Genomic DNA, 21,991 nt, shown 5'->3' on the forward strand with positions numbered 1-21,991 from the left:
GGTGAACATTGACAACCTCCGCGCGGCGGCGTCGCGGGACGACTACCCTTCGATGGCGCGCCTGGCGCGGGCGCTGTACGGGACCGGCCTCGGCCCCCGCGAGGTTCTGCGCGAGTGCTACGGCGTCGACCTCCCCGACGAGTTCTTCCTGCTGTACGAGGCCGACCCGGAACTGTTGTTCCACTTCACCAACCAGCCGGCGAAACTGGCCACGCCGCTCGACCGCGGCGGCCCGCCCGAGCCGAACCCGATGAGCAAGAACGAACGGGACGTCGTGGCCCGCGACCCGGATCTCCTGCCGATCGTGCAGTGCGTCAACGACCGGGCCGGTTTCGGCGGCAAGTTCCTCTGCTACCGCCTCAGCGAGCTCGAGGCGGGCCGGCCGACCGTCTTCGTCGTCGAGTACTACCCGACAGCGGACAGCCCGGTCACGCGCGCCGCGGACTCACTGCTCGCGGGCCTGCACGCGCACCACACCGCGCACCTCGCCTGGCTCGAGAAAGAAGACCGCGCCACGGCGAGCCACAGCGGCGGCGGCACGGTGACCGAGGAATCACTCACAGTAGCCCAGGAGTTCCTCGTGGAGATCGAAGACCTGCGACGGCGACTCAGCCGACCCCACTGACAGTGGTGTGGATGCCGGGAGCGGATCGACACCGCGCTACCGCCACTTCAGCTCGTGGACAAGGAGCTTGGAGCAAAGCTGCCGTGCTGAGCACCCTCGCGCGTTTCGCCTCGGCGGTACTGGACGACCTTGCCGCCGATGGCCACGGCGGAGCCGGACGGGTCGGTCGCCGTCGCGCGGTGACGCGCCAGCTTCCGATCACAGTCCTACAATCCTCGCGGCGTATGCGGGATATGGCGCTGGTCAACGTTGGACGGGATTTCGGCGAAATGTGCGGAGATTTCGCCGGTGGTCATTCCTTTCGCATACAGCGACAGCACGATTTCGTCCACCACCGTGAGCCGCCGTTGCTTTTTCTTCACGATCCGCGGTTCGAACGTGCTCTCCAGCTCACACTGGCCCTGCGGCCAGGTCGTACCCAGCGGGTGTCGCCCGGCTCCAGTTGAGGACCGCCCTCGCTCGGATCAATCCGACTCTTGCGGAGACGAAAGCACCGACCTAGGCTCATTGGGAGCGCTCCCAGAGCATCTCGCCAACCGTCACCGCAGACGGAGGAGATCCAGTCCCCATGAGATCGCTGTTCCCTGCCCGGCGACGCCTTCGCGCCTCCGCCGCCCTTGCCCTGGCCGTCTTCGTGGCCACGTTCACCTCCGGTTCCGCCCAGGCCGCGAACTACGAGCGGATTCTCAACGGCACCTTCAGCGCGGGTACGGCCGAGCCGTGGTGGGCGAGCGCCGGAGTGACCAACCGACTCGTCGACGGCGAGCTGTGCGCCTCGGTCACCGGCGGCACGACGAACCCGTGGGACGCCCTGATCGGCCAGAACGGAGTGCCGTTCGAGGCCGGGCAGCAGTACACGATGTCCTTCGACGCCTACGCCACCACGCCCCAGCGCATCGCGGCCAACGCGGGTGAAGGGGTCAGCCCGTACCGGACGATCGCCCGGCACGAGGTCCAGCTGACCACGAGCAAGCAGAAGCACACCTTCACGTTCACCTCACAGCTGGACTTCCCGGATTCGGGCAACGGCCAGATCACCTTCCAGCTCGGCGGCAACACGGCGAACAACACCGTCTGCGTGGACAACATCTCCCTGGTCGGCGGCGTGATCCCGCCCGGCGGGCCCGGCGCGCCGACGAAGAAGGTCCAGGTCGACCAGGTCGCGTACGTACCGGGTCTGCCCAAGCACGCCACCCTCGTGTCCGGTGCGACCACCCCGCAGACCTGGGTGCTGAAGAACTCCGCCGGCACGACCGTGGCCACAGGCCAGAGCACGCCGAAGGGCGTCGACGGGCTGTCCGGCGACCCGGTGCACCTGATCGACTTCTCGTCCTACGACACGGTGGGCACTGGGTACACGCTGACCGTCGATGGGGAAACCAGTTTCCCGTTCGGCATTTCCGCCGACCCGATCAGGGAACTGCGTTACGACTCGCTGGCGTTCTTCTACCACCAGCGCAGCGGCATCGCGATCGACGCGCAGTACGTCGACGCCGCGTACGCGCGGCCTGCCGGCCACCTCAACGTCGCGCCCAACCAGGGCGACAACACCGTGTCCTGCCGGTCCGGCCTGAACTGTGGCTACACGCTGGACGTGCGCGGCGGCTGGTACGACGCGGGAGACCACGGCAAGTACGTCGTCAACGGCGGTATCTCGGCGTGGCAGGTGCTCAACACCTACGAGCGCGCACAGCTGATCGGCGACGCCGCCGCACTGGGCGACGGCAAGCTCGCCATCCCGGAGAAGGCCAACGGGGTGCCCGACATCCTCGACGAGGCCCGCTGGGAGGTCGAGTTCCTGCTGAAGATGCAGGCGCCGGACGGCATGGTGCACCACAAGGTCCACGACGAGAACTGGACCGCCCTGCCCACGCTGCCCCACCAGGACAGCCAGCCCCGCCGGCTGTCCGCGACCAGCACCGCGGCGACACTGAACACGGCGGCGGTCGCGGCGCAGGCAGCCCGCATCTGGAAGACCATCGACCCGGCGTTCTCGGCCAGGGCGCTGGCCTCGGCGACGAAGGCGTACACGGCGGCGAAGGCGAACCCGAACAAGATCGCGGACCCGAACGACAGCACCGGCGGGGGCGCGTACTCCGACACCACCCTCACCGACGAGTTCTACTGGGCCGCCGCGGAACTGTACGCGACGACCAGCGAGGCCGGCTACCGCGCGGACGTGACCGGCTCGACCCTCTACAAGGGAGTGTCGATCAACGACCGGGGCTACGACTGGGGTTACACCGGTCCGCTCGGTGACATCACGCTCGCACTGGTGCCCACCGGTCTGCCCGCGGCGGACGTCGAGGCGATCAGGGCGGCGTTCGTGGCCGCCGCCGACAAGCACCTGAACCAGATGGCGTCGCAGGGTTACCCCGCGCCGTACCGGGAGCCGGACGGCACCTACGTCTGGGGCTCGAACGGCCTGGTCGCCAACAACGCTTCGGTGCTCGCGCTCGCGCACGACTTCACCGGCGCGGCCAAGTACCGCGATGGCGTGTACGAGGCGCTGCACTACCTGTTCGGCCGCAACCCGGTGAGCTACTCCTACGTCAGCGGGTATGGCGGGCAACCGGTGCGCAACGTCCACCACCGGCACTGGGCCAACCAGCTCGACCCGACCCTGCCCACCGCTCCTGCCGGCGCACTCTCCGGTGGCCCGAACAGCGGGTTGCAGGACCCCGTCGCGGAACGCATGCTCCAGGGCTGCAAGCCACAGAAGTGCTTCGTGGACCACATCGAGGCGTACTCGCTCAACGAGGTCACCATCAACTGGAACTCGGCGCTGGCGTGGATCGCCAACTGGGCCGCGGAGAAGTCGGCCTCGCCGGTCCCGCCCGACAGCACTCCCCCGACCACGCCGGGCACCCCGGTGGCCGCCAACGTCACCGCGACGGGCGCGACGCTGACCTGGACCGCGTCCAGCGACCAGGAGAGCGGAGTCAGCAGCTACGACGTCATCTCAGTCGAGGGCGAGACCCGGCGGGTGATCACCACCGTCGGCGGCACGTCCGCGACGCTGACCGGGTTGGCGCCGAACACCGCGTACCGGCTCGCCGTGCAGGCCCGCAACGGGGCGGGACTCACGTCCGCGCTCTCCGGGGCGGTCTCGGTGACCACCGCACCGGACGGCCAGACGTACTGCAGGATCGTCTACCAGGCGACCGGATGGAGCACCGGACTGACCGGGAACGCCACCATCACCAACACCAGCGGTACGAACTGGGACACGTGGACACTGCGCTTCACCTGGCCAGGCACCCAGAGGATCACCGAGGGGTGGTCGGCGACCTGGACGCAGACCGGCGCCGCGGTCACCGCGACGCCCCTGTCGTGGAACAGCGCGGTGTCGGCCGGCGGTTCGGTGCAGGTCGGGTTCAACGCCTCGTCGTCCCCGCCGCACGCGGAGCCGACCGACTTCACGGTCAACGGACAGCCCTGCTCGAGGGCCTGACCCCGAGGCACGCACACACGTCGAAACGCCGCGATGAGTACGACTCATCGCGGCGGATAGGAGCACCTCATGAAAGGAACGCATCGCCTCGGCCGGTGGTGGGCGCCGATCGCCGCCGCCGCACTGGTTCTCGCCGGTGTCGGTGTGGCCGAGGCCCGGCCCGCACCCACGGACATCGGCACGCTCGCCGCGTCTCCCGGCTGTGGCAAGGCCCCGACACTGACCAGCGGCACACACACGATCCAGAGCGGCGGCCAGAACCGCTCCTTCATCCTGAGGCTGCCCGACAACTACGACAACAACACCCAGTACCGGCTGATCTTCGGGTACCACTGGCGGGGCGGCACCGCGAACGACGTCGACTCCGGCGGCACCGACGGCTACAACTGGTCCTACTACGGACTGCGGCGGCTGGCGAACAACACCGCGATCTTCGTCGCACCCCAGGGCAACGGGAACGGCTGGGCCAACCCCGGCGGCCAGGACGTCACCTTCACCGACGACATGATCAGGCAGATCGAGAACGACCTGTGCGTCGACACGGCACAGCGCTTCGCACTGGGCTTCAGCTACGGCGGCGGCATGAGCTACGCACTCGCCTGCGGCCGGGCGACCGTGTTCCGCGCGGTCGCGGTCTACTCCGGTGCGCAGCTGAGCGGGTGCAGCGGCGGCACGCAGCCGATCGCCTACATGGGGATCCACGGCATCAGCGACTCGGTGCTCACCATCTCGTCGGGTCGCGCGCTGCGGGACACGTTCGTCAGGAACAACGGCTGCACCGCACAGAGTCCGCGCGAACCATCGGCGGGCAGTCGCACGCACATCGTCACCGCGTACTCGGGCTGCCGAGCCGGGTATCCGGTCGTCTGGGCCGCCTTCGACGGAGGCCACACTCCCGGTCCCGTCGACGGCGGCGGCGAGGGCTGGCGCACCTGGACCTCCGCCGAGGTGTGGACGTTCTTCACCGGAGACACGACGCCGACGCCGACCGCGTTCCGGCTGCGCGGCGAGTCCTCCGGCCGGTGCCTGGACGTCACCGGCGCGAGCTCGGCGAACGGCACCCAGTTGATCCTCTGGGACTGCCACACCAACACCAACCAGCAGTTCACGCAGAGCGGGCAGGCGCTGCAGGTGCTGGGCAAGTGCCTGGACGCGCCCACCAACGCCGTCTCCGGCGCCCGGGTGCAGATCTGGGACTGCCACGGCGGCGCCAACCAACAGTGGAACGTCACGACCAGTGGCACGATCACCAACGTCGCGACCGGACTGTGCCTGGACGTCTCCGGCACCGCGAACAACGCGGCCGTGACCGTGGCGACCTGCAACGGCGGCGCCGGCCAACGCTGGGCCAAGGCCTGACCGGACCGGCGGGCGCCCACCGTGGGCACCGCGGTCGGCTGCCGCACAGCGGCCCCGAAACCATTTCCGGTGCAACTTCCGGAATCGCGCCTCACGGCGGGACGAATGCGAAACTTTCGAGACAGGTCAACGCGCTTCGACATGGCCCTGGAGGAGGAATCCGTGATGGGCACAGGTGCAGGCCCCCGGCAGTGCCGTGGAATTCCCGTGTTGTTCGTGGCGTTCCTGATGCTCGTCGGGTTGCTGCCGGGGACGTCAGCGGCCGCGGCCCCGGTGCCGGAGGACCCCTACGGTGACGGCTACGACGGCTCGAGCATGTGGATGCGGTACCCACGGGTCGACGATCCGGGTTTGCTTCGTCGGTACCGGGAGGCGATCAGCACGGTCGTCGTGGAGAACGCCGGCCGGAACAAGGCGCACCGGCACACGCCGAACCTGACCATGGCGACGGGATCGGCCGAACGGCTGGTGGAGACCACTCTTGAGGCTGCCAGGAACGAGCTGACCAGGGGTCTTGGCGGGCTGCTGGACCGCGACGTCCCGGTGTGGTCCGACCGGGGCGGTCAGGTTCCCGACGGCGCCGTGGTCGTGGGGACCCGGGACAGCTCGACGGTCGTGCGCCGGTACGTCTCCGCGCGCGATCTGGCGTCGGTCGGTGCCGAGGGCTACCTCATCCGTTCGGTCTCACGGGGCCGGCACGAGGTCACCGTCATCGCCGCCAACACCGACGTCGGAGCGCTGTACGGGACGTTCGCCTTCCTGCGGCACCTGCAGACACAGCGGCCCATCGCGAACCTGAACATCTCCGGCTCGCCCAAGGTCGAACACCGCCACCTGAACTACTGGGAGACCGAGCGCCTCTACGCCGGCAACGACGAGTTGGGGGACGGCGGGCTGGGCGGCGAGACCGGAGCGATCTTCAACTTCGCCGCCACCGGAGCCAGCGCCCACCTGAACCTGCCGGTCATCCTCGACCGCTACATCGTGGCGGCGCGGGCGTTGGCGTCCGTGGGGATCACCGGCATCACGATCAACAACGTCAACGCCAACCCCGTCTACCTCACGCGCGCCTACATCCAGCAGGAAGCCGCGCTCGCCGACGCCCTGCGCCCCTACGGCATCAGGTTGGCGGTGTCGGCCAACTACGCGGCACCGCTGGACCAGCGGTTCGCGCCGGACACCCTGACGAGGGAGCAGTTGGACCCGACGAGCACGGAGTTCCAGGGCTGGTGGAACCGGCGCGCCCGCGAACTGCAGGCGGCCATACCGGATTTCATCGGTTTCACCGTGAAGGCCAACTCCGAAGGGCAGCCGGGACCGCAGGATCACGGCAAGGACCACGGGGACGGCGCCAACGGCCTCGCGGCGGCGGTGGCACCCCTGGGAATGACGATCTTCTGGCGAACCTTCGTCTACAACCCTGATGTGGACACCGACCGGCTGAAGAGGGCGTATCTGGAGTTCGCACCGATCGACGACGAACCTCAGCCGGACGGAACGAGGGGCCGGTTCGCGGACAACGTCTTCCTCCAGACGAAGAACGGTCCTCTGGACTTCCAGGCGAGGGAGCCGATCCACCCGATGTTCGGCCGCATGGAGAACACCAACCAGGCGATCGAGCTGCAGATCACCCAGGAGTACACCGGCCAGGGCACGATGCTCACCTACCTGGGGCCCATGTGGGAGGAGGTGCTGACGACCGACACGTATGCCACCGACAGGCAGGGGCGGTTGCTGGACAAGCGCCGGGTGGGCAACATCGTCGACGGTTCCGCACAGGGCCACCGGGACACCGCCGTCGTCGGTGTGGCCAACCTGGGCAACGCCGACAACCTGACCGGACACCATTTCTCCCAGGCCAACCTGTTCGCCTTCGGCCGCCTGGCGTGGGACTGGACGCTGGACGCGGAGGACATCGCGACGGACTGGGTCCGGATGACGTGGAACAACCGCGACGACGTGGTCGAGACCATCGTCGCGATGATGATGGGCTCGTGGGAGGCGCTGGTGAGCTACCAGACGCCGCTGGGCATCGGGCACCAGTTCGAGTTCAGCAACCCGGCCGACCACTACGGACCCGGGCCCTCGGTGTGGTTCGGCAACGACGACTGGAGCCCGGTCCACTACAACAAGGCGGACAGCGTCGGGCTGGGGTATGACCGGTCACCCACCGGCAGCGACCTCGCCGCGCAGTACTTCCCCACCCTGGCGGCGAAGTACGGCGACATCGACACCGTTCCGGAGAACCTGATGATGTGGTTCCACCACGTGCCGTGGGACCACCGGATGCGCAGCGGCCGGATCTTCTGGGACGAGCTGGTCCACCGCTACCAGATGGGCGTGCAGTATGTGACCGGGATGCGGCACACGTGGGACGCGCTCGAACCGTACCTCGATGCCCGGCGCTTCGCCGAGGTCAGGGCGAAGCTCGCCAAGCACGAAGCCGACGCCGCCGACTGGCGGGACACCTGCGTGAACTACTGGCAGGAGTTCAGCGGCAGGCCCGTCCCGGTGGACGGCGGTCCGCTGTCGATCACGATCGACGTGGGCGGGCGCACGTTCGGCGGGTTCGACCTGTCCGCCGCGTCCTACCCGATTCCCGTGGCCGCGGGCGCTTCGCCACACGTCACGCACGTGTCCACGGCCGACACCGCGGCCCGGTACGAGATCATCTCGCAGCCGGCCGGTGTGCCGGGGCGGGCCGTCGTGCGAGTCACCAAGAACGACTTCTTCGGTCCGCTGGTGAAGGACCACGTCTTCACCATGGTGCGCGACACGACGCTCGAGAGCCTGACGGTGAACGGCTCGGCGCTCGCGTCGTTCCGGGCGGACGTCCTCGCGTACAACGCGGTGCTGCCGGCCGATGCGGGTTCGGTCCCGGCGGTGGCGGCGGTCGCGAGCGATCCCGCCGCCACGGTCGCCGTCGAGCAGGCGAGCACACCCACCGGGCAGGCGACGGTGACTGTCACGAACGGTGAGACGTCCACTGTGTACACCGTCCGGTTCCCCACGGCGATCACCGGAAGCGACGAGTTCACCTCGTCCGAGTTGGGAGCCCAGTGGCACTGGGTGCGCGAGGACGCCGGCAGGTGGCGTCCCGGGGACGGCGCGCTGACCGTCACGTCCCAGAACGGCGACCTGCAGGGCAGCGTGAACACCGCGCGGAACATCGCACTGCAGGACGTGAACGGGGACTGGACGGCGGAATCGCGGGTCGTCTTCTCCAGGCCGCTGGCCACGGACAACGAGCAGGGTGGCGTTGTCGCCTACGCCGACGACGACAACTACGTGAAGCTGGCCTGGGAGATGGGTGACGCGAAGGCGCCGGTCAACAAGCTCCGCGTGGTACTGCTACGGGAGGAGAACGGCGTGGCGACCGCCATGCAGGTCACCGGCGCGGCGGCACAGCGCCTCGTCGGCGAAGGCGGCGCCATCTGGCTCAGGCTCACGAAGACAGGGAACACCTACAAGGCCTACTACTCGAACGACGGAACCGTCTACAAGTACATGGGCACGACGACGCTGGCCACCGAACCGACGAGCGCGGGAATGCTGTCGTTCAATCGCGCCGGAACCTCGACCGACCTCGACGCCGCCTTCGACTACTTCCGAATCGATAGCCGGGGCGAGTACATCGGATAGCTCCGCCCAACCAACCGCGGGCACGAATCTGGACTACGCTGTGATCTCATCGAAACTACCGACAGTTTCGATCAGCGCGGCTGTGGTCGGGTGTCGACGAGGCGACGCAGGGTGTGTTTGTGGTGCTCGGCGACCCAGTACCGCGTGTGCCGAGCCGCTCGACGGCGTTGTGCGGCGACCGCGTCGCCGACGACCGTTCCCATACCGGCATGGTGTCGAACACCGACACGGCACGATGTTGGTCTTCGCTCATGGTTGGTCAATCCGTTCTGGTAGTGGTCGGGCGACTCATTCGGCGGGGACGGCCTCGGCGGTCTCCCCGGCGGGGGTCGTGTCCTGGTGTGCGGCCGGCGACTCCGGATCGGTCAGCAGCGCCCGTACGGCATCGGCCGGCTCCACGAGCGCGGCCGGCGTGAATCGGCTTGACGGTTCCCGCTGATCCGCCAGCGAAACGTGTGGCACCGAGCACGCCGGGCTCGTCGGCGACCTGTTCGAGGTCACCCTCGTCAACGACGGCACCATCGGCCACGGCATTGACGCCACCGGGGCCGAGCGGTGGATGCTCGACCCCGGTGGCATCGCCCACCGGTGTGGGTGCGCGGATCGCCGGACGGCCCGCTAGCCTTGGAGGGCTTGTGCTGTCAGGGGACTTGGACCGGGACGGTCAGCTCCTGGTTCTCTCCGCCGTTACCTCTGACCACCACCTCGACGTGGCCGGTGACGCCGGGCGGAAGTCGGTCGGCGTCGAGGGTGGCGGTGATCGATGTCGCCTTGCGGCCCTGCACCCCGCTGGTCTGGGACAGTTTGAGCCAGGGCGCGGAGGCGAGCAGGTCGTCGCCGGTGGAGTGCTCCAGGATCGCCTCGGTCGCGAAACCGGTACTGAGGAGCGTGCCGTCGTCGCGGATGTCGGTGCCCCGGAGCAACAGCGGCGTCCCGGCGGCGAGGCGGTGCGCCGCCAGCTCGATGCACGATCGCGGGTCCACCCGCACCAGGTACGGCGGCGTCGCGAGAACGCCCCGCGTGGTCTTCCAGAGGGACCCCGACCCGGGTTGGTAGGCCAGGCCGATCCCGTCGACGCCGTACATCACACACCGGTTCCGCACGGCTCCGGCATCGGCACTGCGCCACCCGGCCACTGTCAGGATGTCCGTGCCGAGTTCGCGTCGGGTGTCGGGCCCGGGGTCGAGTTCCACGAAGAACCGGTCAGTGGCCTCGTCGTATGCCAACCCGTTGATGCCACCTTCCTGTGGGATGTCGAACCTCATGGTCCGGGCCAGTTGGCCGGTGGCGGCCTTGGCACAGAGGATGCCGTTGAAGTTCATGTTGACGACGAAGCAGATCTCCTCCAGGGCGTCGACGAAGGCAAGGTCCCGCACATCCACTGTGCGGGGGTCGACGCCGAGCGAGCGCATGATCGCCTCGGTCGGGATGGTCCGCCCGGTGGCCACCCCACCGGTGGTGTATTCGGCGATCCTGTGGGTGCCGTCGAGCTTCGCGAGGGCGACCCACCAGCTGTCGTCGGCCTCCTCGATCGCCATCGAGTACATCCCGAAGGGAATGTTCACCCTGCGGGTCGCAGTGGCGGGGGCGGCCGAGTCCACCGGGTTGCGGACCGACGCCTGCCAGTCGAACTGCTCCTTGCCCTTGTTCTCGAGCTTGAAGGTGGTCGACCCGGCGCTCGCCTGGACGGTTCTCACAGTGGGCGTCGCCGAGGTCAGCGACAGGTTGGCGGTGGCGGACGTCTGGGCCGCCGTGATGCCGGCGGTCGCGGTGGCCGACCGGGTCGGGTAGCCACCGGGTTTCATCGCCGAGACGGTGTAGCGCTGCCCGGTGAAGATCTCCGCGCGGTACCGGCCGCGCGAGTCGGTGCGGTAACGCCACCGCAGCCGCCCGTGGTCGTCCACGATGTCGACCGACGCTCCCGCGATCGGCTTACGGGTCGCGGCGTCGGTGACGGTGCCCTGCACCAGGCCCGTGTCGGGAAGATCGATCCGCATCTGCGTGTCGTTGGTCCGCCATTGCCAGTTTCCGGCGTGCGGGTCCTGGATGTAGTCGGTTGTGCAGCAGGCCATGGTGGTGGGGCTGCCGCTGCTGCCGGTCATGAAGACCACTTTGCCGCCGGTCATCGACTCGGGCACCTCAGTGTCGACGCGATCGGCACCGATGGTGATGTCGCCGCCCTCGTACAGGACGACGGCGAGGTCGATCCTCGAGGTGGTCTTGGCGACCACGAAGTTGTGGAACTCGACGGTGAACGTCCGGTGCGGCGCGCTGCCGGCCGTCGCGGTCCGCACCTCCGCACCTTCCACCAGCCACAACAGGTCATCGAGCTGAATTCTGGGAGTCGGTGCGCAGTTGTCGTCGGGCCGGATCGCATGCCAGCGCGGTTCGTCGACACAGAAGCCGAGTTCGGTAATCCCGGTGGTGTGGTTCTTCACCTCGACCTTCGTCGTGGGGTAGCCCTGATACCGGAACTCGAACGGAAGTGCGAGTTCGGCCGACACCGCATTGTGGGCGTCAGGGTTCGGCGTCAGTTCGACCCGGTCCGTTCCTGGTGTCCAGGTGCGCTTCTCGACGACGCAGTCGTAGCCATACGGCGTGCCGATCTGGGACATGGTTCGACCGTCGATCGCGCGCCGCGGGACCACGACCGGCCCGAGCGACACGTCCGCGTCCACCAGGTCGACGCTGCGGAAGATCTTCCGGTCGCCGCAGATGCCCGCGTCGATCGAGACCAGGTGCGTGCGCGGGGCCGGCACGTTCTTGATCGTGTAGTTGCCGTCGAGGTCGGTGGTCGCCCCGTAGACCGAGCCGGCCACCGTCACGCTGGCGTTCGGCAGGCCGGTCCCGTTGCTCTCGTCGACGACCCGGCCGGTGATCGTGTAGCCGGGTAACGCCACCAACGACACCGCCAGGGTGGCGGTGCCACCGGCGGTGACGGTCACGGTCTCGGTGGCCTCCTCGAATCCGAAGGCCGTCACTGTGGCGCTGTACTCACCCGCCGGAATCTTGAGGGTGAACGCGCCGGTGTCGTCGGAACGGGACGAGCGGACGGTCGAACCCGCGGTGAGCTGGATGGTGGCGCCGGGCACAGCCGCACCGGACGTGCTCGCGACGGTGCCCGTGAGCGTGCCGAACGAACCCTGGTCCGTCTCCTCAAGCAGTGCCATCGCGTCGAGCCGGCCCTCGCCGTAGACATTGTTGTCCTCGGCGGTGCCGCCGCACTGGGCGTCCGCGGTGTCGACGGCCGTCGAGTCCAGCAACTGCCGGGTGCCCGCCACATCGCCGACCAGGGCGGGGTCTGCCGCCCAGAGCAGCGCGATCGCACCGGCGACGTGCGGCGCGGCCATCGAGGTGCCGTTGAAGAGGGCGTAGCGGCCCCCCGGCACGCTGGACCGGACGTTCACGCCCGGCGCCGAGATGTTCGGCTTGATCTCGCCGTCCTGCCCGGCGCCGCGGGAGGAGAACGGGGCGATGGTGTTGTTCACGTCGTAGGCGCCGACCGAGTAGTTGATGGTGCGGGAGCCGGGGGAGCTGGAGGTCGCGCAGTCCGGGCCGTTGTTGCCGTTGGACCACACCCCGAAGATGCCCGCGTCGGCCCAGGCCTGCTGGATGTCCTCCATGAACGGGTCGTTGGACGGGACCCTCGATCCCCACGAGTTGTTGATGATGTCGGGTCGCTTGCTCGGGTCGGGGGCGGTGCCGTCGACCTTCGTCGGTGCGAGCATCCACTGGGCCGAGGCGATCAGGTCGGTGTCGGAGCAGATCGCGCACCCGTTCGCGGCGATCCAGGTCGCGCCAGGGGCCACACCGGTCCGGTTGGCGGCACCGTCGTCACCGACCATCGTGCCGACGGTGTGGGTGCCGTGGCCGCTGCTGTCGGTCGGGGAACCGGAAACGCCGGAGGCGTCGAACCAGTTGTAGTCGTGGCTGAACGTGCCGTCGTTGTGGTAGCCGCGGTAGGAACTGGCCAGGGCGGGGTGGTCGAACTGCACACCCGTGTCGAGGCTGCCGATGACGATTCCGTCGCCGCGTACCCCGTAGTCCCGCCACACCTGATCGGCCCGGATGTTCTTCACTCCCCATTCGGGCTCGGCCTCGGCGTTGACGCCGACCCGGCTCTCGCTGGGTTCCGAGGAGACCGGGGCCGGGGGCTGGTACTCCTGCGGCGGGAGGATCCGGTCGACGCCCGGGTCGGCGGCCAGGGCGTGGGCCAGGCCCAGTGAGCCGTCCTCGACCCGGACCGCGTTGGTGATCCAGACGGAGGTGTACTCGACCTTCGCTTTCTTCAACCGCGCGATCGTCGCGGCCTGGCTGTCCTTCGCGGTGGCACGCAGCCGGTCCACCACCAGCGCGCCCCGGTTGTCCCAGGACCGCACATCCCGGGCGGCGGTGGTGTCCGCATCGGCGGTGAAGGTGATCCAGAAGTCCTGCGCCTCGTCGGGCGCGGCCGCGAACCTCTTGGTCAGGTCCGGTCCGATCTTGTCAGCGGCCGTTGTCCCGCTGCCCGGTTCGGCCACCGCTCCCGCGACCGGGGGCGACACCGCCACCAGCAGGGAGAGCGTCAGGCCGGCCACGGACAGCGCGGTCATGACACGCGCTGTGCGGCGCGGCGGATGGTGAGTTCTCATGGATCCGGAGAATCCCCGAGCTCACCCGACCGGTCGAGCGGTCAGATGACCTATTAGTTATGACCTACCGGCCGGTCACCTGGCAGGCACCTGGCCGCCCGGCTTCTGCCCGGCCGGCGACGGCGGCCGGATCAGCCCCGCGTGCGTGGCGGCCACGACCAGGGCGGTCCGCGAGGCCACGCCCGTCTTCTGCATCGCCTTCGACAGATGTTGGCCAACGGTCCGTGGGCTGATGAACAGGGCGACGGCGATCTCCTTGTTCGTCATCCCGCGGGCCGCGTGTTCGATCACCTGGATCTCCCGAGGCGACAGTTCGTCACCGTAACCCTGCGGGCCGCGGCGCCAGGTCCGGGCGATCTCCACGTTGTACTCACGCAGCGTGTACACCACCCGGTCGGCGTCCCAGCTCGCTCCCAGGTCCCGCAACCGCTGCTCGGTCTCGCGCAGCAGGGCGACCGCCTCCGACAGCTCGCCTGCGGCGAGCAGGCACCGACTCTGGCGTTCGGCGGCGAGCAAGGCGTCGTACGGGCGTGGCAACTCGGCCCACTGCCGGGCCGCGTCACAGAACAGCCGGGCCGCTCCGACCGGGTCGCGGCCCTGGACGAGCAACCCTCGGCAGACGGTGAGCGCAGCTGCCGACGCCGGGATCCGGCGGCCGCGGTGCCAGTCCGCCACCGCGTCGATCAGGCGCTGGGCCTCCTGCCCTCGGCCGGCGGCGAGGAGGCTCTCCACGTGCACGCCGAGGATGTCGGCCGACCAGTGCCAGACCGCCTTGTCGGCGACGACCGCCAGCACCGGTTCGGTGACCCGCAGGGCGTCGTCGACCCGGCGCCGGCCGAGCAGCAGCCGGGCCAGCGCGCCAGGCGCGATCGTGTGCTGCGGCATGAGGACGGCACCGGCGCCGTTGTCGACCGCGGCCCGCAGGTGCCGTTCGGCGACCGTGTGGGAGCCGGTGGCGATGGCCAGCTGGCCGGCCACCGCGTAGGCCCACATCCGCTCGTCCCGCCGGACGGCGCGGAAGGCGAGCGCGGTCGCCTCCTCGAGCAGTCCGTCCCAGTTGCCGGTGTGCCACCGCAAGCCGGCATCGACCACCTGCACGCTGAGGGCCAGTGCTGGCAGACTCGCGCCCGTGTCCGCCATGATCCGCCCGGCGTCGTCGAGCAGGTGACGGACGGCGGGACAGCGACCCCAGGCCAGGGTGGCGATGGCGTGGTCCACGATCCGGGACGCTGTCGCGGCCCGTTGCGACGGTGTCAACCCCGCTGAGGGTTCCGGCCCTGGCCAGGCCGCCTCCTCACCGAACAACAGCAACAACGTTGACCGGTGCGCGGCGGTGGCTGCCCGCTCCACCGGGCTGCCCGCCGCGGTGACCAGGTCGGTGGCCCGGGTCAGCCACCGCAGATGCCGCTCGGGCGCCCAGCCGGGCGTGAACGGGAAGGCGAGGTTGAGCATCGACCGGACCGCGAGGTCGGGGCGGTGGACTTCGAGGTCCGGTACCGACGCCTCGAACTCGGCGATCGCCTCGCGGGCCCGGCCGGCGCTCCACAGCGCCCGGCCCAGCCGCAGCCGCAACTCGCCCCGCTCCCCCGGGCCGCAGTCCACCGACCCGAGCAGCTCCCGGACCGCCGTCATCACCCGGTCGGCAAACCCCCCGAGTGCGTCCTCGCCGTAGAACCAGGCGTCACCCAGCTTGTCGACGAGCCGCAGGTGCCGGTCGATCGGGTGGTTCGCCTCCTCGACCAGTTCGAGCAGTGTGAGGAAGGCACCGCGGCCGTCGCCCGCGGCGACCGCCCGATCGGCGCTCGCCTCGCCGTAGCGGCACCAGGCCTCGATGTCGCCGGCGCCGCGGGAGTGCCTGGCCAGTTGGTCCAGGGCCTGCGGGTGATGGCGCCGCAGTGACTCCGCGGCCCGGGCGTGCCGGGTCCGCACCCCGGACGGCGGGACCGTGTCGAGCACCGCACGGGCGGACAGCGCGTGCCGGAAACCGTAGGTGGCGACACCGGTTTCGCCGAGGATTCCGGACTTCAGCGCCGCGTCCAGGGCCAGTTCGCCTTGCTCCGGCCGCAGGGCCGCCACCTCGGCGAGGACGGTCCCGTCGGCGGGATGGGCCAGCACCGCGGCGGCCTCCAGCAGCCGCACGGCCTCCGGTGGCAGCCGGGACAGCCGTTCCCGCACCGAGTCGGCGATGGTGCGGGGAACAGTCAACTGCGACAACACCTGTCGGTTCACGGTGCCCGTGGAGAGCGGACCGGCGTCGCGGTCCCGCAGCAGCCGCACCGTCGCCTCGACGGCCAGTGGAACACCATCGGTGTGGTCGTGGATGAGAGCCGCGAGTTCCTCGGAAACCCCGTCGCCACCCAGCACGTCGTCGATCAGCCGGCGGGCCTGATCGACGTCGAGCGGGCCGGGCGCGACCCGGAGCAGGGCGTGCGACTCCGGCATGCGGGAGGTCAGCCCCCACAGCAGGGAGTCCCGGTCGACGTCCGCCGGCCGGTAGGTGACGATCAGCGAGCACTCGCTGTCCAGGTCGCTGGCCAGCAGCAGCAGCCATTCGATGGTCGCCCGGTCGGCCCACTGCGCGTTCTCGATGACGACGAGGTCAGCACCCAGCCGCGCCACCAGCTCGGTGAGCGCCCGCAACAGGCGGTGCCGGGTGGCGGCACTGTCGTCCAGCGGTTCCGGCGCCGAGGGCAGTTCACCCGCCCACTCGGGAAACAGCGGGAGCAGCGCGCCGCAGAGGTTGCTCAGGCCGAAGGACCGCAGGTCGGCGTGCCCGAGCCGGTCGCGGAGCCGACGCACCCCGTCGACAGCCGCGCCCAGCGGGAACGGCCGATCCAGCGGCGGACAGACGCCGACCACCTGGCGGCGCTCGGCGACGTCCGGATGCCCAAGCACCTCGCGCAGCAACCGTGTCTTGCCGATGCCCGGTTCGCCCTCGATCAGCACCAGCGTGGGGCCGGCCACGATGGCCTCGACCATGCGCGCCACGAGGTCGTCACGACCGGTGACGGGCCACGCCGGCGGCGACGGTTCGCGCTGCGACTGGGGCTGCATACCGCGTCCTCTCCGACAGAATCCGCTGGTCGTCAGCCCATCAAAGCCCGTGACCGTCGTCAGCACCAGAGTCGACAGCCGTGACCGCCTGATGCGGGTGATGATCCTCACAGGAGGTGGGTGGACCTCGACGACGGCCAGCCGGACACCCCCAAACACCCGACGCGGCAAACGCTGCCAACCCCTCGGTGGGACGTCGTGGCCGCACGATCCGGTCCGGTGCCGGCCGAGTCGGGTCCGGAGGCGACCTCGCGGCCGGGGCAAGCGGTGCGAGGGTCCGTACGCTGGACGGTGTCGGGAAGTTCTCGGGAGTGACGATGGGAAGAGTCGCCGCGGTCGGCGATGTCGGAGGGCATGCGGACCAGTTGCGTCAGGCCCTGAACTGGCTGGGTGCCGACGGCGGGGGGCGGCTGCCTCCCGATCTCGTGGTGATCCAGGTCGGTGATCTCGTCGATCGTGGCCCGGACAGCGCGGGGGTGCTCGACATCGTGGAGAGGCTGCTGGACGAGCAGCCTCGTCAGTGGATCCAGCTCCTCGGCAACCACGAATCGCAGTACCTGCCCGGCGCGGCCGTGTTCTGGCCCGATCCCCTCGGCGAGGAGGGTGTGGCCCGGCTTCGCGGATGGTGGGCGGGCGAGCGCGTGCGAGTGGCCGCCGCCGTTCGCACAGCCGACGGTGACGAGTTGCTGGTGACCCACGCCGGGCTGACCCTCAGCGGCTGGCAGGAACTGGGCGAACCCAGGTCGGCGGTCCTGGCGGCGGAGTTGCTCAACGAGTGCCCGGAGTTGATCTGGCGCACCGGCGAACACGCGCGCGACGACGGGGCGGGTCCCCTGTGGGCGGAGTCCGGCGCGGCACTGCACGAACCCTGGATGGCCTACCGGGGCATCGTGCCGTTCGGTCAGCTCCACGGGCACTCGACCGTCGTGCGTTTCGCCGACCAACGCTGGCGCTGCACGGGCAGGGTCCGCCAGCGCGCGGCCGTCGACTGGCACGCCCGGCACGTCCGGGTGCGCGTCGGAGGACGCCTGTTCATCGGCGTCGATCCGGGGCACGGCCGAACCGGCGCCGCCCACTGGCAACCGTTGGTCTTCGACGACGCCACTGTCCACGCCGCGACACCCAGCCCGCGCTGAACGATCGGGTCGGGAAGGTTCGTCAAAGGTCAGCCACGTCACGGAAGCCGCCCCGACCGATCCCTCAGGTCGCCGCGCTGGTGAGCAGGTCGCCCGGCCCGGTCCCGCTGCCCAGTCCTGTCACGGACTTCTCCACCGCGGTGGCCGCGTCGTCGGTCAGTACCCCGGCCACGTTGTCGCGGAACTTCGTGCGTAGTTCGTCGGTGGTGAGCGGGTGGTCGGGGCCGCCTCGGTTGACGAGTACCTTCGCCGTCCACTCGCGCCCGTCGGACGTCCGCGCGGTCAGCACGCACGGGAACTGGTACGGGAAGATCGCCGTGCACTCGTCGTCGGCGACCACGTCCGCGCACGCCATCAGCCGGACGCGGGCCGGGTCGTCGAGCAGCGCCACGTCGTAGTCCGCGTACGAGGCACCCAGTCCGGCACCGCCGAGCAACCCGACGACCGCCGCGTACGGGCCGCTGAACTGTGCCTCGTACTGGGTTCGCGGCGCTTGTTTGCGTTCGGGAGGTTCGCCGACCGTGCGTACGACGGCGGCCGGTACGCCGATGGTCAGCGACACGATCCCCGCCGGGTCGACGCCCTGCTCGCGCAGTGCGCGCCCCGCGTCGACGATGGTGTGGGTGAAGTGGTTCGCCGGGTAGGGCTTGAAGAAGATGCCCGGCACGGCCCACCGCGAACCGAGCCCGTCGGTGATCTCGGCCGGGTCGAACTCGCCGCGCAGGAACGCCTCGAAGAACCCGAACCGGCCTTCGAGCACGGTCGGCGGACCGGTGAACCCGTGCCGCACCAGCTGTGCCGCGCTCACGGCGGCGTGCGCGGCCCACCCGCAGTGCAGGCGTTTCACCGTGCCGCCGGTGCGGTTGGCCTCCAGCAGCCCGGCGGCCATCGACGCGGACACCCCGATCGCGTGCGCGATGCCGTCGCTGTCCAGGCCGAGCAGCATGGCCGCGGCGACCGCGCCGCCGATGGCACCGCAGATCGACGTGGCGTGCTGGCCGTGCTCGAAGAACGTGGAGTTCCCTGCCTCCCGGTCATAGCCCGCCATACCGAGACGTACGCACACCTCCAGCCCGGCCGCGACCGCGGCGAGCAACGCGTCCCCGTCGGCGTTCGCGGCCTCGGCGGCGGCGAGCGCGGCGGGGATCACCGACGCGCTCGGGTGCAGCACCGACGGCAGGTGCGTGTCGTCGTAGTCCAGCGAGTGCGCGAGCACCCCGTTGGCCAGGGCAGCGAGCGCCGCCGGCACCAGGTCGGCGTCCCCGATCACGTGTGCCTGCCCGGCACCGCCCTGTTCCCGCACGTACGCGAGCGCGGCGGCGCTCGTGTCGAGTCCCCGTCCGCCGAGGCACAGGCCGAGCACGTCGAGGATCCGGTCGCGCACGCTCGCGGCCACGTCGTCCGGCAGCGGCTCGCGCCGGGTGGTGTCGGCGAAGCGCGCGAGGTGGCCGCTCAGCGTCACGTCGGCAGTCAGGTCTGTCATCGGCCCTTTCCCGTCATCACCGTGGCGAGTGCGTCGCTGAACGCCGCCGGGTCCTGTTCCGCCACGAAGTCCGTGGCGTTCGGCAGCACGACGGCTGCCCTGTGTTCGATGGCGGCGACCGCCCGTTCGTGCATGTACCCGATCCGGTCCGCGTCACCCGCGAGCAGCAGGTCGACCGGACCTGCCTTCGCGGCCGACGCGTGCAGGTCGTGCCGCCAGATCGCCCGGTACGACGCGGCGAAGTCGGGGCCCGCGTGCAGGTAGTCCCGCACCAGTTCGGTGACCAGGTCCGGCCCGGCCCACGGGTACTCGCCCGTCACCCGGCGCCAGATCCGGTCGAGGTGCCCGCCGTCGGGCGTGCGCTCGTAGGGCGGCGCGAAGTCCGCCAGCCGCTGCGCCTTCTCCTCCGGCGTGTAGACCGGGACGCCATGCAGGACAACACCGGCGGCCCGGCCGGGATCCCGCGCCGCGGCGTGCAACGCGAACACCGCGCCCGTGGCCCGCCCGAACAACCACGGCCGGTCCGCGCCGAACGCGTCCGCCACCAGCCACGCCACCTCGGCGTACCGGTCGACGGTCCACTCGCCGTTCCCGGCCTCGGACTGCCCGTACCCCGGCGTGTCCACGGCGACCGGGACACAGAACGCGGCCAGCCGGTCGAGCACGCGGCGGTAGCGCCACGACGACAGCGGGCTCTGGTGGAACATGACCAGCAACGGCAGGTCCGCGCCGACGGAGGCGGTGCGGTAGTGGAGAAGGCCCCACGGGGCACGCAGGTAACCCGCGTTCACTCCGGTTCCCCGACGGCGATGAGGTCGTCGACCCGGTCCACCCGCAGGCACGCCACGTCGTGCCGGTCGGCGACCCGCCGCGGGGCGACCGGTCCCGTCGAGCACTCGTCGATCTCGATCGGGCAGCGTCCGCTCAGGACGCACGCGACCGGGGCCGACGACGGGTTCGGGATCTCACCGCGCAGCGGCACGTGCTCGCGCTTCTCCCCCACCACCGTGGACAGCGTCGCCGACAGCAACGCCCTGGTGTACGGGTGTTTCGGGTTGCCGAGCACCTCCGCTGTCGGGCCCTGCTCCACGATCTGTCCGAGATACATCACCGCGACCCGGTCGCTGATCAGCCCGACGGTGGCGAGGTCGTGCGAGATGAAGATGTAGGAGTTGCCGTGCTCGCGTTGCAGGTCCCGCAACAGGTCGAGCACGCGCGCCCGCACCGAGACGTCCAGCGACGACGTCGGTTCGTCCAGCACCACCAGTTCCGGCTCGGTGATGACGGCTCGCGCGATGCCGATCCGCTGCTGCTGCCCGCCGGACAGGTTGCGCGGGTACCGCTCGGCGTGCTCGGGGCTGAGCCCGACCCGTTCGAGCATCGCCATCACCTTCGTGCGGCGTTCCGCCTTCGACATCCCCGGCCGGTGGATGATCAGTGGCTCCTCGACGATGTCCCCGACCCGGATGCGCGGGTTCAGCGACTCGTACGGCTCCTGGAACACCACCTGCATGCGCGAGCGGATGCCCCGCAGCGCCGCCTTCGACAGCGACCCGAGCGCGGTCCCGTCGAACGTCACGGTGCCCGCCGACGGGGTGATCAGGCCGAGTGCGATCCGGCCCAGCGTCGACTTGCCGGATCCGCTCTCGCCGATCACGGCGACCGTCTCGCCCGCGCCGACCGACAGCGAGACGCCGTTGACCGCGTGGACCTCCTTGCCACCACGGCGGAAGACCTGCCGGATGTCGGTCAGCTCCATGAGACTCGGCACCGATGGTTCGCTCGCACGCTCGCTCACGCGCCCGTCACCTCCTTCGCGGCCCGCGACCACGGCGCGGGCGGCACCGCGGCCAGCAACTGCTTGGTGTACGGGTGTCGCGGGTCGCCGAACACGTCGGCGACCGCACCGGTCTCCACCACGCTCCCCGACTTCATCACGACGACCCGCTGGCAGTACTGCGCGACCACCCCGAGGTCGTGGGTGACGAGCAGCAGCGACCGGTTGCCGGCCGAGATCTGCCCGTCGATCAGGTCGAGGATCTGGCGCTGCACGGTGACGTCCAGCGCCGTGGTCGGCTCGTCGGCGATCACCAGCGGCGGGTCGTGCAGCATCGCGAGCGCGATCACCACCCGCTGCGCCATGCCGCCGGACAGCTCGTGGGCGTACCCGCGCAGCACCCGCTCCGGCCCGCGTACCTGCACGGACTCGAGGCGCTCCAACGCGACCGCGCGCACGTCGGCCTTGCTCATCGTGCGGTGCGCGCGGATGACGTTCGCGAACTGCTTCTCGATGGACAGGATCGGGTTGAGCGAGCCGAACGGGTTCTGCGCGACGAACCCGATCCGCCTGCCGCGGATGCTCCGCAGCTGTGACCGGTTCGCCCTGATCAGGTCAACGCCGTCGAACTCGGCGCTGCCCCCGATGACCTTGCCGGTCGCGGGCAGCAGGCCGAGGATGGACCTGATGGTCACGGACTTGCCGGAGCCGGTCTCGCCGACCAGCCCGACGGCGACGCCCTGCGGCACGTCGAACGAGATGTCCTCGATGGCCCGCACCCCGCTCACGCGGGTGCGGAACTCGGTGGTGAGTCCCGAGACGGTCAGCAT

Annotated in this window: 11 protein-coding genes and 1 pseudogene; 5 read left to right on the forward strand and 7 right to left on the reverse strand. The window is 70.1% G+C overall.

The window, feature by feature from the left end; all coding sequences use genetic code 11:
• Nucleotide 1 precedes the first annotated feature (1 nt).
• Entirely contained in the window at nt 2–625 is a 624-nt protein-coding gene (locus tag BLA60_RS15465; RefSeq protein ID WP_084734968.1) for a hypothetical protein, read from the forward strand.
• Nucleotides 626–882: 257 nt separating this feature from the next.
• On the opposite strand, the pseudogene BLA60_RS43275 reads toward BLA60_RS15465, so the two are convergent.
• A pseudogene (locus tag BLA60_RS43275) lies at nt 883–1,005 on the reverse strand (transposase); the annotation flags it as partial.
• Between the two features lie 188 nt (nt 1,006–1,193).
• Between BLA60_RS43275 and BLA60_RS15475 the strand changes: the two are divergent.
• From BLA60_RS15475 to BLA60_RS15485, 3 genes are all read left to right on the forward strand, one after another.
• Entirely contained in the window at nt 1,194–4,079 is a 2,886-nt protein-coding gene (locus tag BLA60_RS15475; RefSeq protein WP_075133566.1) for a glycoside hydrolase family 9 protein, read from the forward strand.
• 69 nt (nt 4,080–4,148) lie between these two features.
• Entirely contained in the window at nt 4,149–5,438 is a 1,290-nt protein-coding gene (locus BLA60_RS15480; RefSeq protein WP_075133567.1) for a ricin-type beta-trefoil lectin domain protein, read from the forward strand.
• Between the two features lie 165 nt (nt 5,439–5,603).
• On the forward strand, nt 5,604–9,080 hold the full coding sequence (locus BLA60_RS15485) for an alpha-glucuronidase family glycosyl hydrolase (RefSeq protein ID WP_075133713.1): 3,477 nt from the start codon (nt 5,604–5,606) through the stop codon (nt 9,078–9,080).
• 641 nt (nt 9,081–9,721) lie between these two features.
• Here BLA60_RS15485 and BLA60_RS15490 read toward each other — a convergent pair.
• Both BLA60_RS15490 and BLA60_RS15495 read right to left on the reverse strand, forming a co-directional pair.
• A complete protein-coding gene (locus tag BLA60_RS15490) occupies nt 9,722–13,672 on the reverse strand; it encodes a S8 family serine peptidase (protein ID WP_075133568.1) in 3,951 nt (1,316 codons plus the stop codon).
• A 114-nt stretch (nt 13,673–13,786) separates the two neighbouring features.
• Nucleotides 13,787–16,765, reverse strand: coding sequence for a helix-turn-helix transcriptional regulator (locus BLA60_RS15495; RefSeq protein WP_075133569.1), 2,979 nt, complete (start codon nt 16,763–16,765; stop codon nt 13,787–13,789).
• A 317-nt stretch (nt 16,766–17,082) separates the two neighbouring features.
• Here BLA60_RS15495 and BLA60_RS15500 point away from each other — a divergent pair, with 317 nt between their 5' ends.
• A complete protein-coding gene (locus BLA60_RS15500; RefSeq protein ID WP_075133714.1) occupies nt 17,083–17,901 on the forward strand; it encodes a metallophosphoesterase in 819 nt (272 codons plus the stop codon).
• Nucleotides 17,902–17,965: 64 nt separating this feature from the next.
• On the opposite strand, the gene BLA60_RS15505 is transcribed toward BLA60_RS15500, so the two are convergent.
• The 4 genes from BLA60_RS15505 to BLA60_RS15520 are packed head-to-tail and all read right to left on the reverse strand — an operon-like array spanning nt 17,966 to nt 21,991.
• Nucleotides 17,966–19,384 carry an MmgE/PrpD family protein gene (locus BLA60_RS15505; RefSeq protein ID WP_075133570.1) on the reverse strand — a complete coding sequence of 473 codons (1,419 nt, stop codon included), beginning with the start codon at nt 19,382–19,384 and terminating at the stop codon, nt 17,966–17,968.
• Nucleotides 19,381–20,175: an alpha/beta fold hydrolase gene (locus tag BLA60_RS15510; RefSeq protein ID WP_075133571.1), complete on the reverse strand. Its 795-nt coding sequence runs from the start codon at nt 20,173–20,175 to the stop codon at nt 19,381–19,383. The genes BLA60_RS15505 and BLA60_RS15510 overlap by 4 nt, the downstream gene beginning before the upstream one ends.
• On the reverse strand, nt 20,172–21,182 hold the full coding sequence (locus BLA60_RS15515) for an ABC transporter ATP-binding protein (protein WP_211288737.1): 1,011 nt from the start codon (nt 21,180–21,182) through the stop codon (nt 20,172–20,174). Before BLA60_RS15515 ends, BLA60_RS15510 begins: the two co-directional genes overlap by 4 nt.
• Nucleotides 21,179–21,991, reverse strand: coding sequence for an ABC transporter ATP-binding protein (locus BLA60_RS15520; protein ID WP_075133573.1), 813 nt, complete (start codon nt 21,989–21,991; stop codon nt 21,179–21,181). The genes BLA60_RS15515 and BLA60_RS15520 overlap by 4 nt, the downstream gene beginning before the upstream one ends.

Origin of the sequence: Actinophytocola xinjiangensis, assembly GCF_001921215.1 — a bacterium.
Classification (GTDB): Bacteria; Actinomycetota; Actinomycetes; order Mycobacteriales; family Pseudonocardiaceae; genus Actinophytocola; species Actinophytocola xinjiangensis.

Excerpts from the sequence above, each read along its gene's own strand:
- BLA60_RS15495 (WP_075133569.1), bottom strand. The coding sequence starts at position 16,765 with ATGCAGCCCCAGTCGCAGCGCGAACCGTCGCCGCCGGCGTGGCCCGTC.
- BLA60_RS15505 (WP_075133570.1), bottom strand. The coding sequence starts at position 19,384 with ATGACAGACCTGACTGCCGACGTGACGCTGAGCGGCCACCTCGCGCGC.
- BLA60_RS15480 (WP_075133567.1), top strand. The coding sequence starts at position 4,149 with ATGAAAGGAACGCATCGCCTCGGCCGGTGGTGGGCGCCGATCGCCGCC.
- BLA60_RS15475 (WP_075133566.1), top strand. The coding sequence starts at position 1,194 with ATGAGATCGCTGTTCCCTGCCCGGCGACGCCTTCGCGCCTCCGCCGCC.
- BLA60_RS15500 (WP_075133714.1), top strand. The coding sequence starts at position 17,083 with ATGGGAAGAGTCGCCGCGGTCGGCGATGTCGGAGGGCATGCGGACCAG.
- BLA60_RS15490 (WP_075133568.1), bottom strand. The coding sequence starts at position 13,672 with ATGACCGCGCTGTCCGTGGCCGGCCTGACGCTCTCCCTGCTGGTGGCG.
- BLA60_RS15485 (WP_075133713.1), top strand. The coding sequence starts at position 5,604 with ATGGGCACAGGTGCAGGCCCCCGGCAGTGCCGTGGAATTCCCGTGTTG.
- BLA60_RS15520 (WP_075133573.1), bottom strand. The coding sequence starts at position 21,991 with ATGCTGACCGTCTCGGGACTCACCACCGAGTTCCGCACCCGCGTGAGC.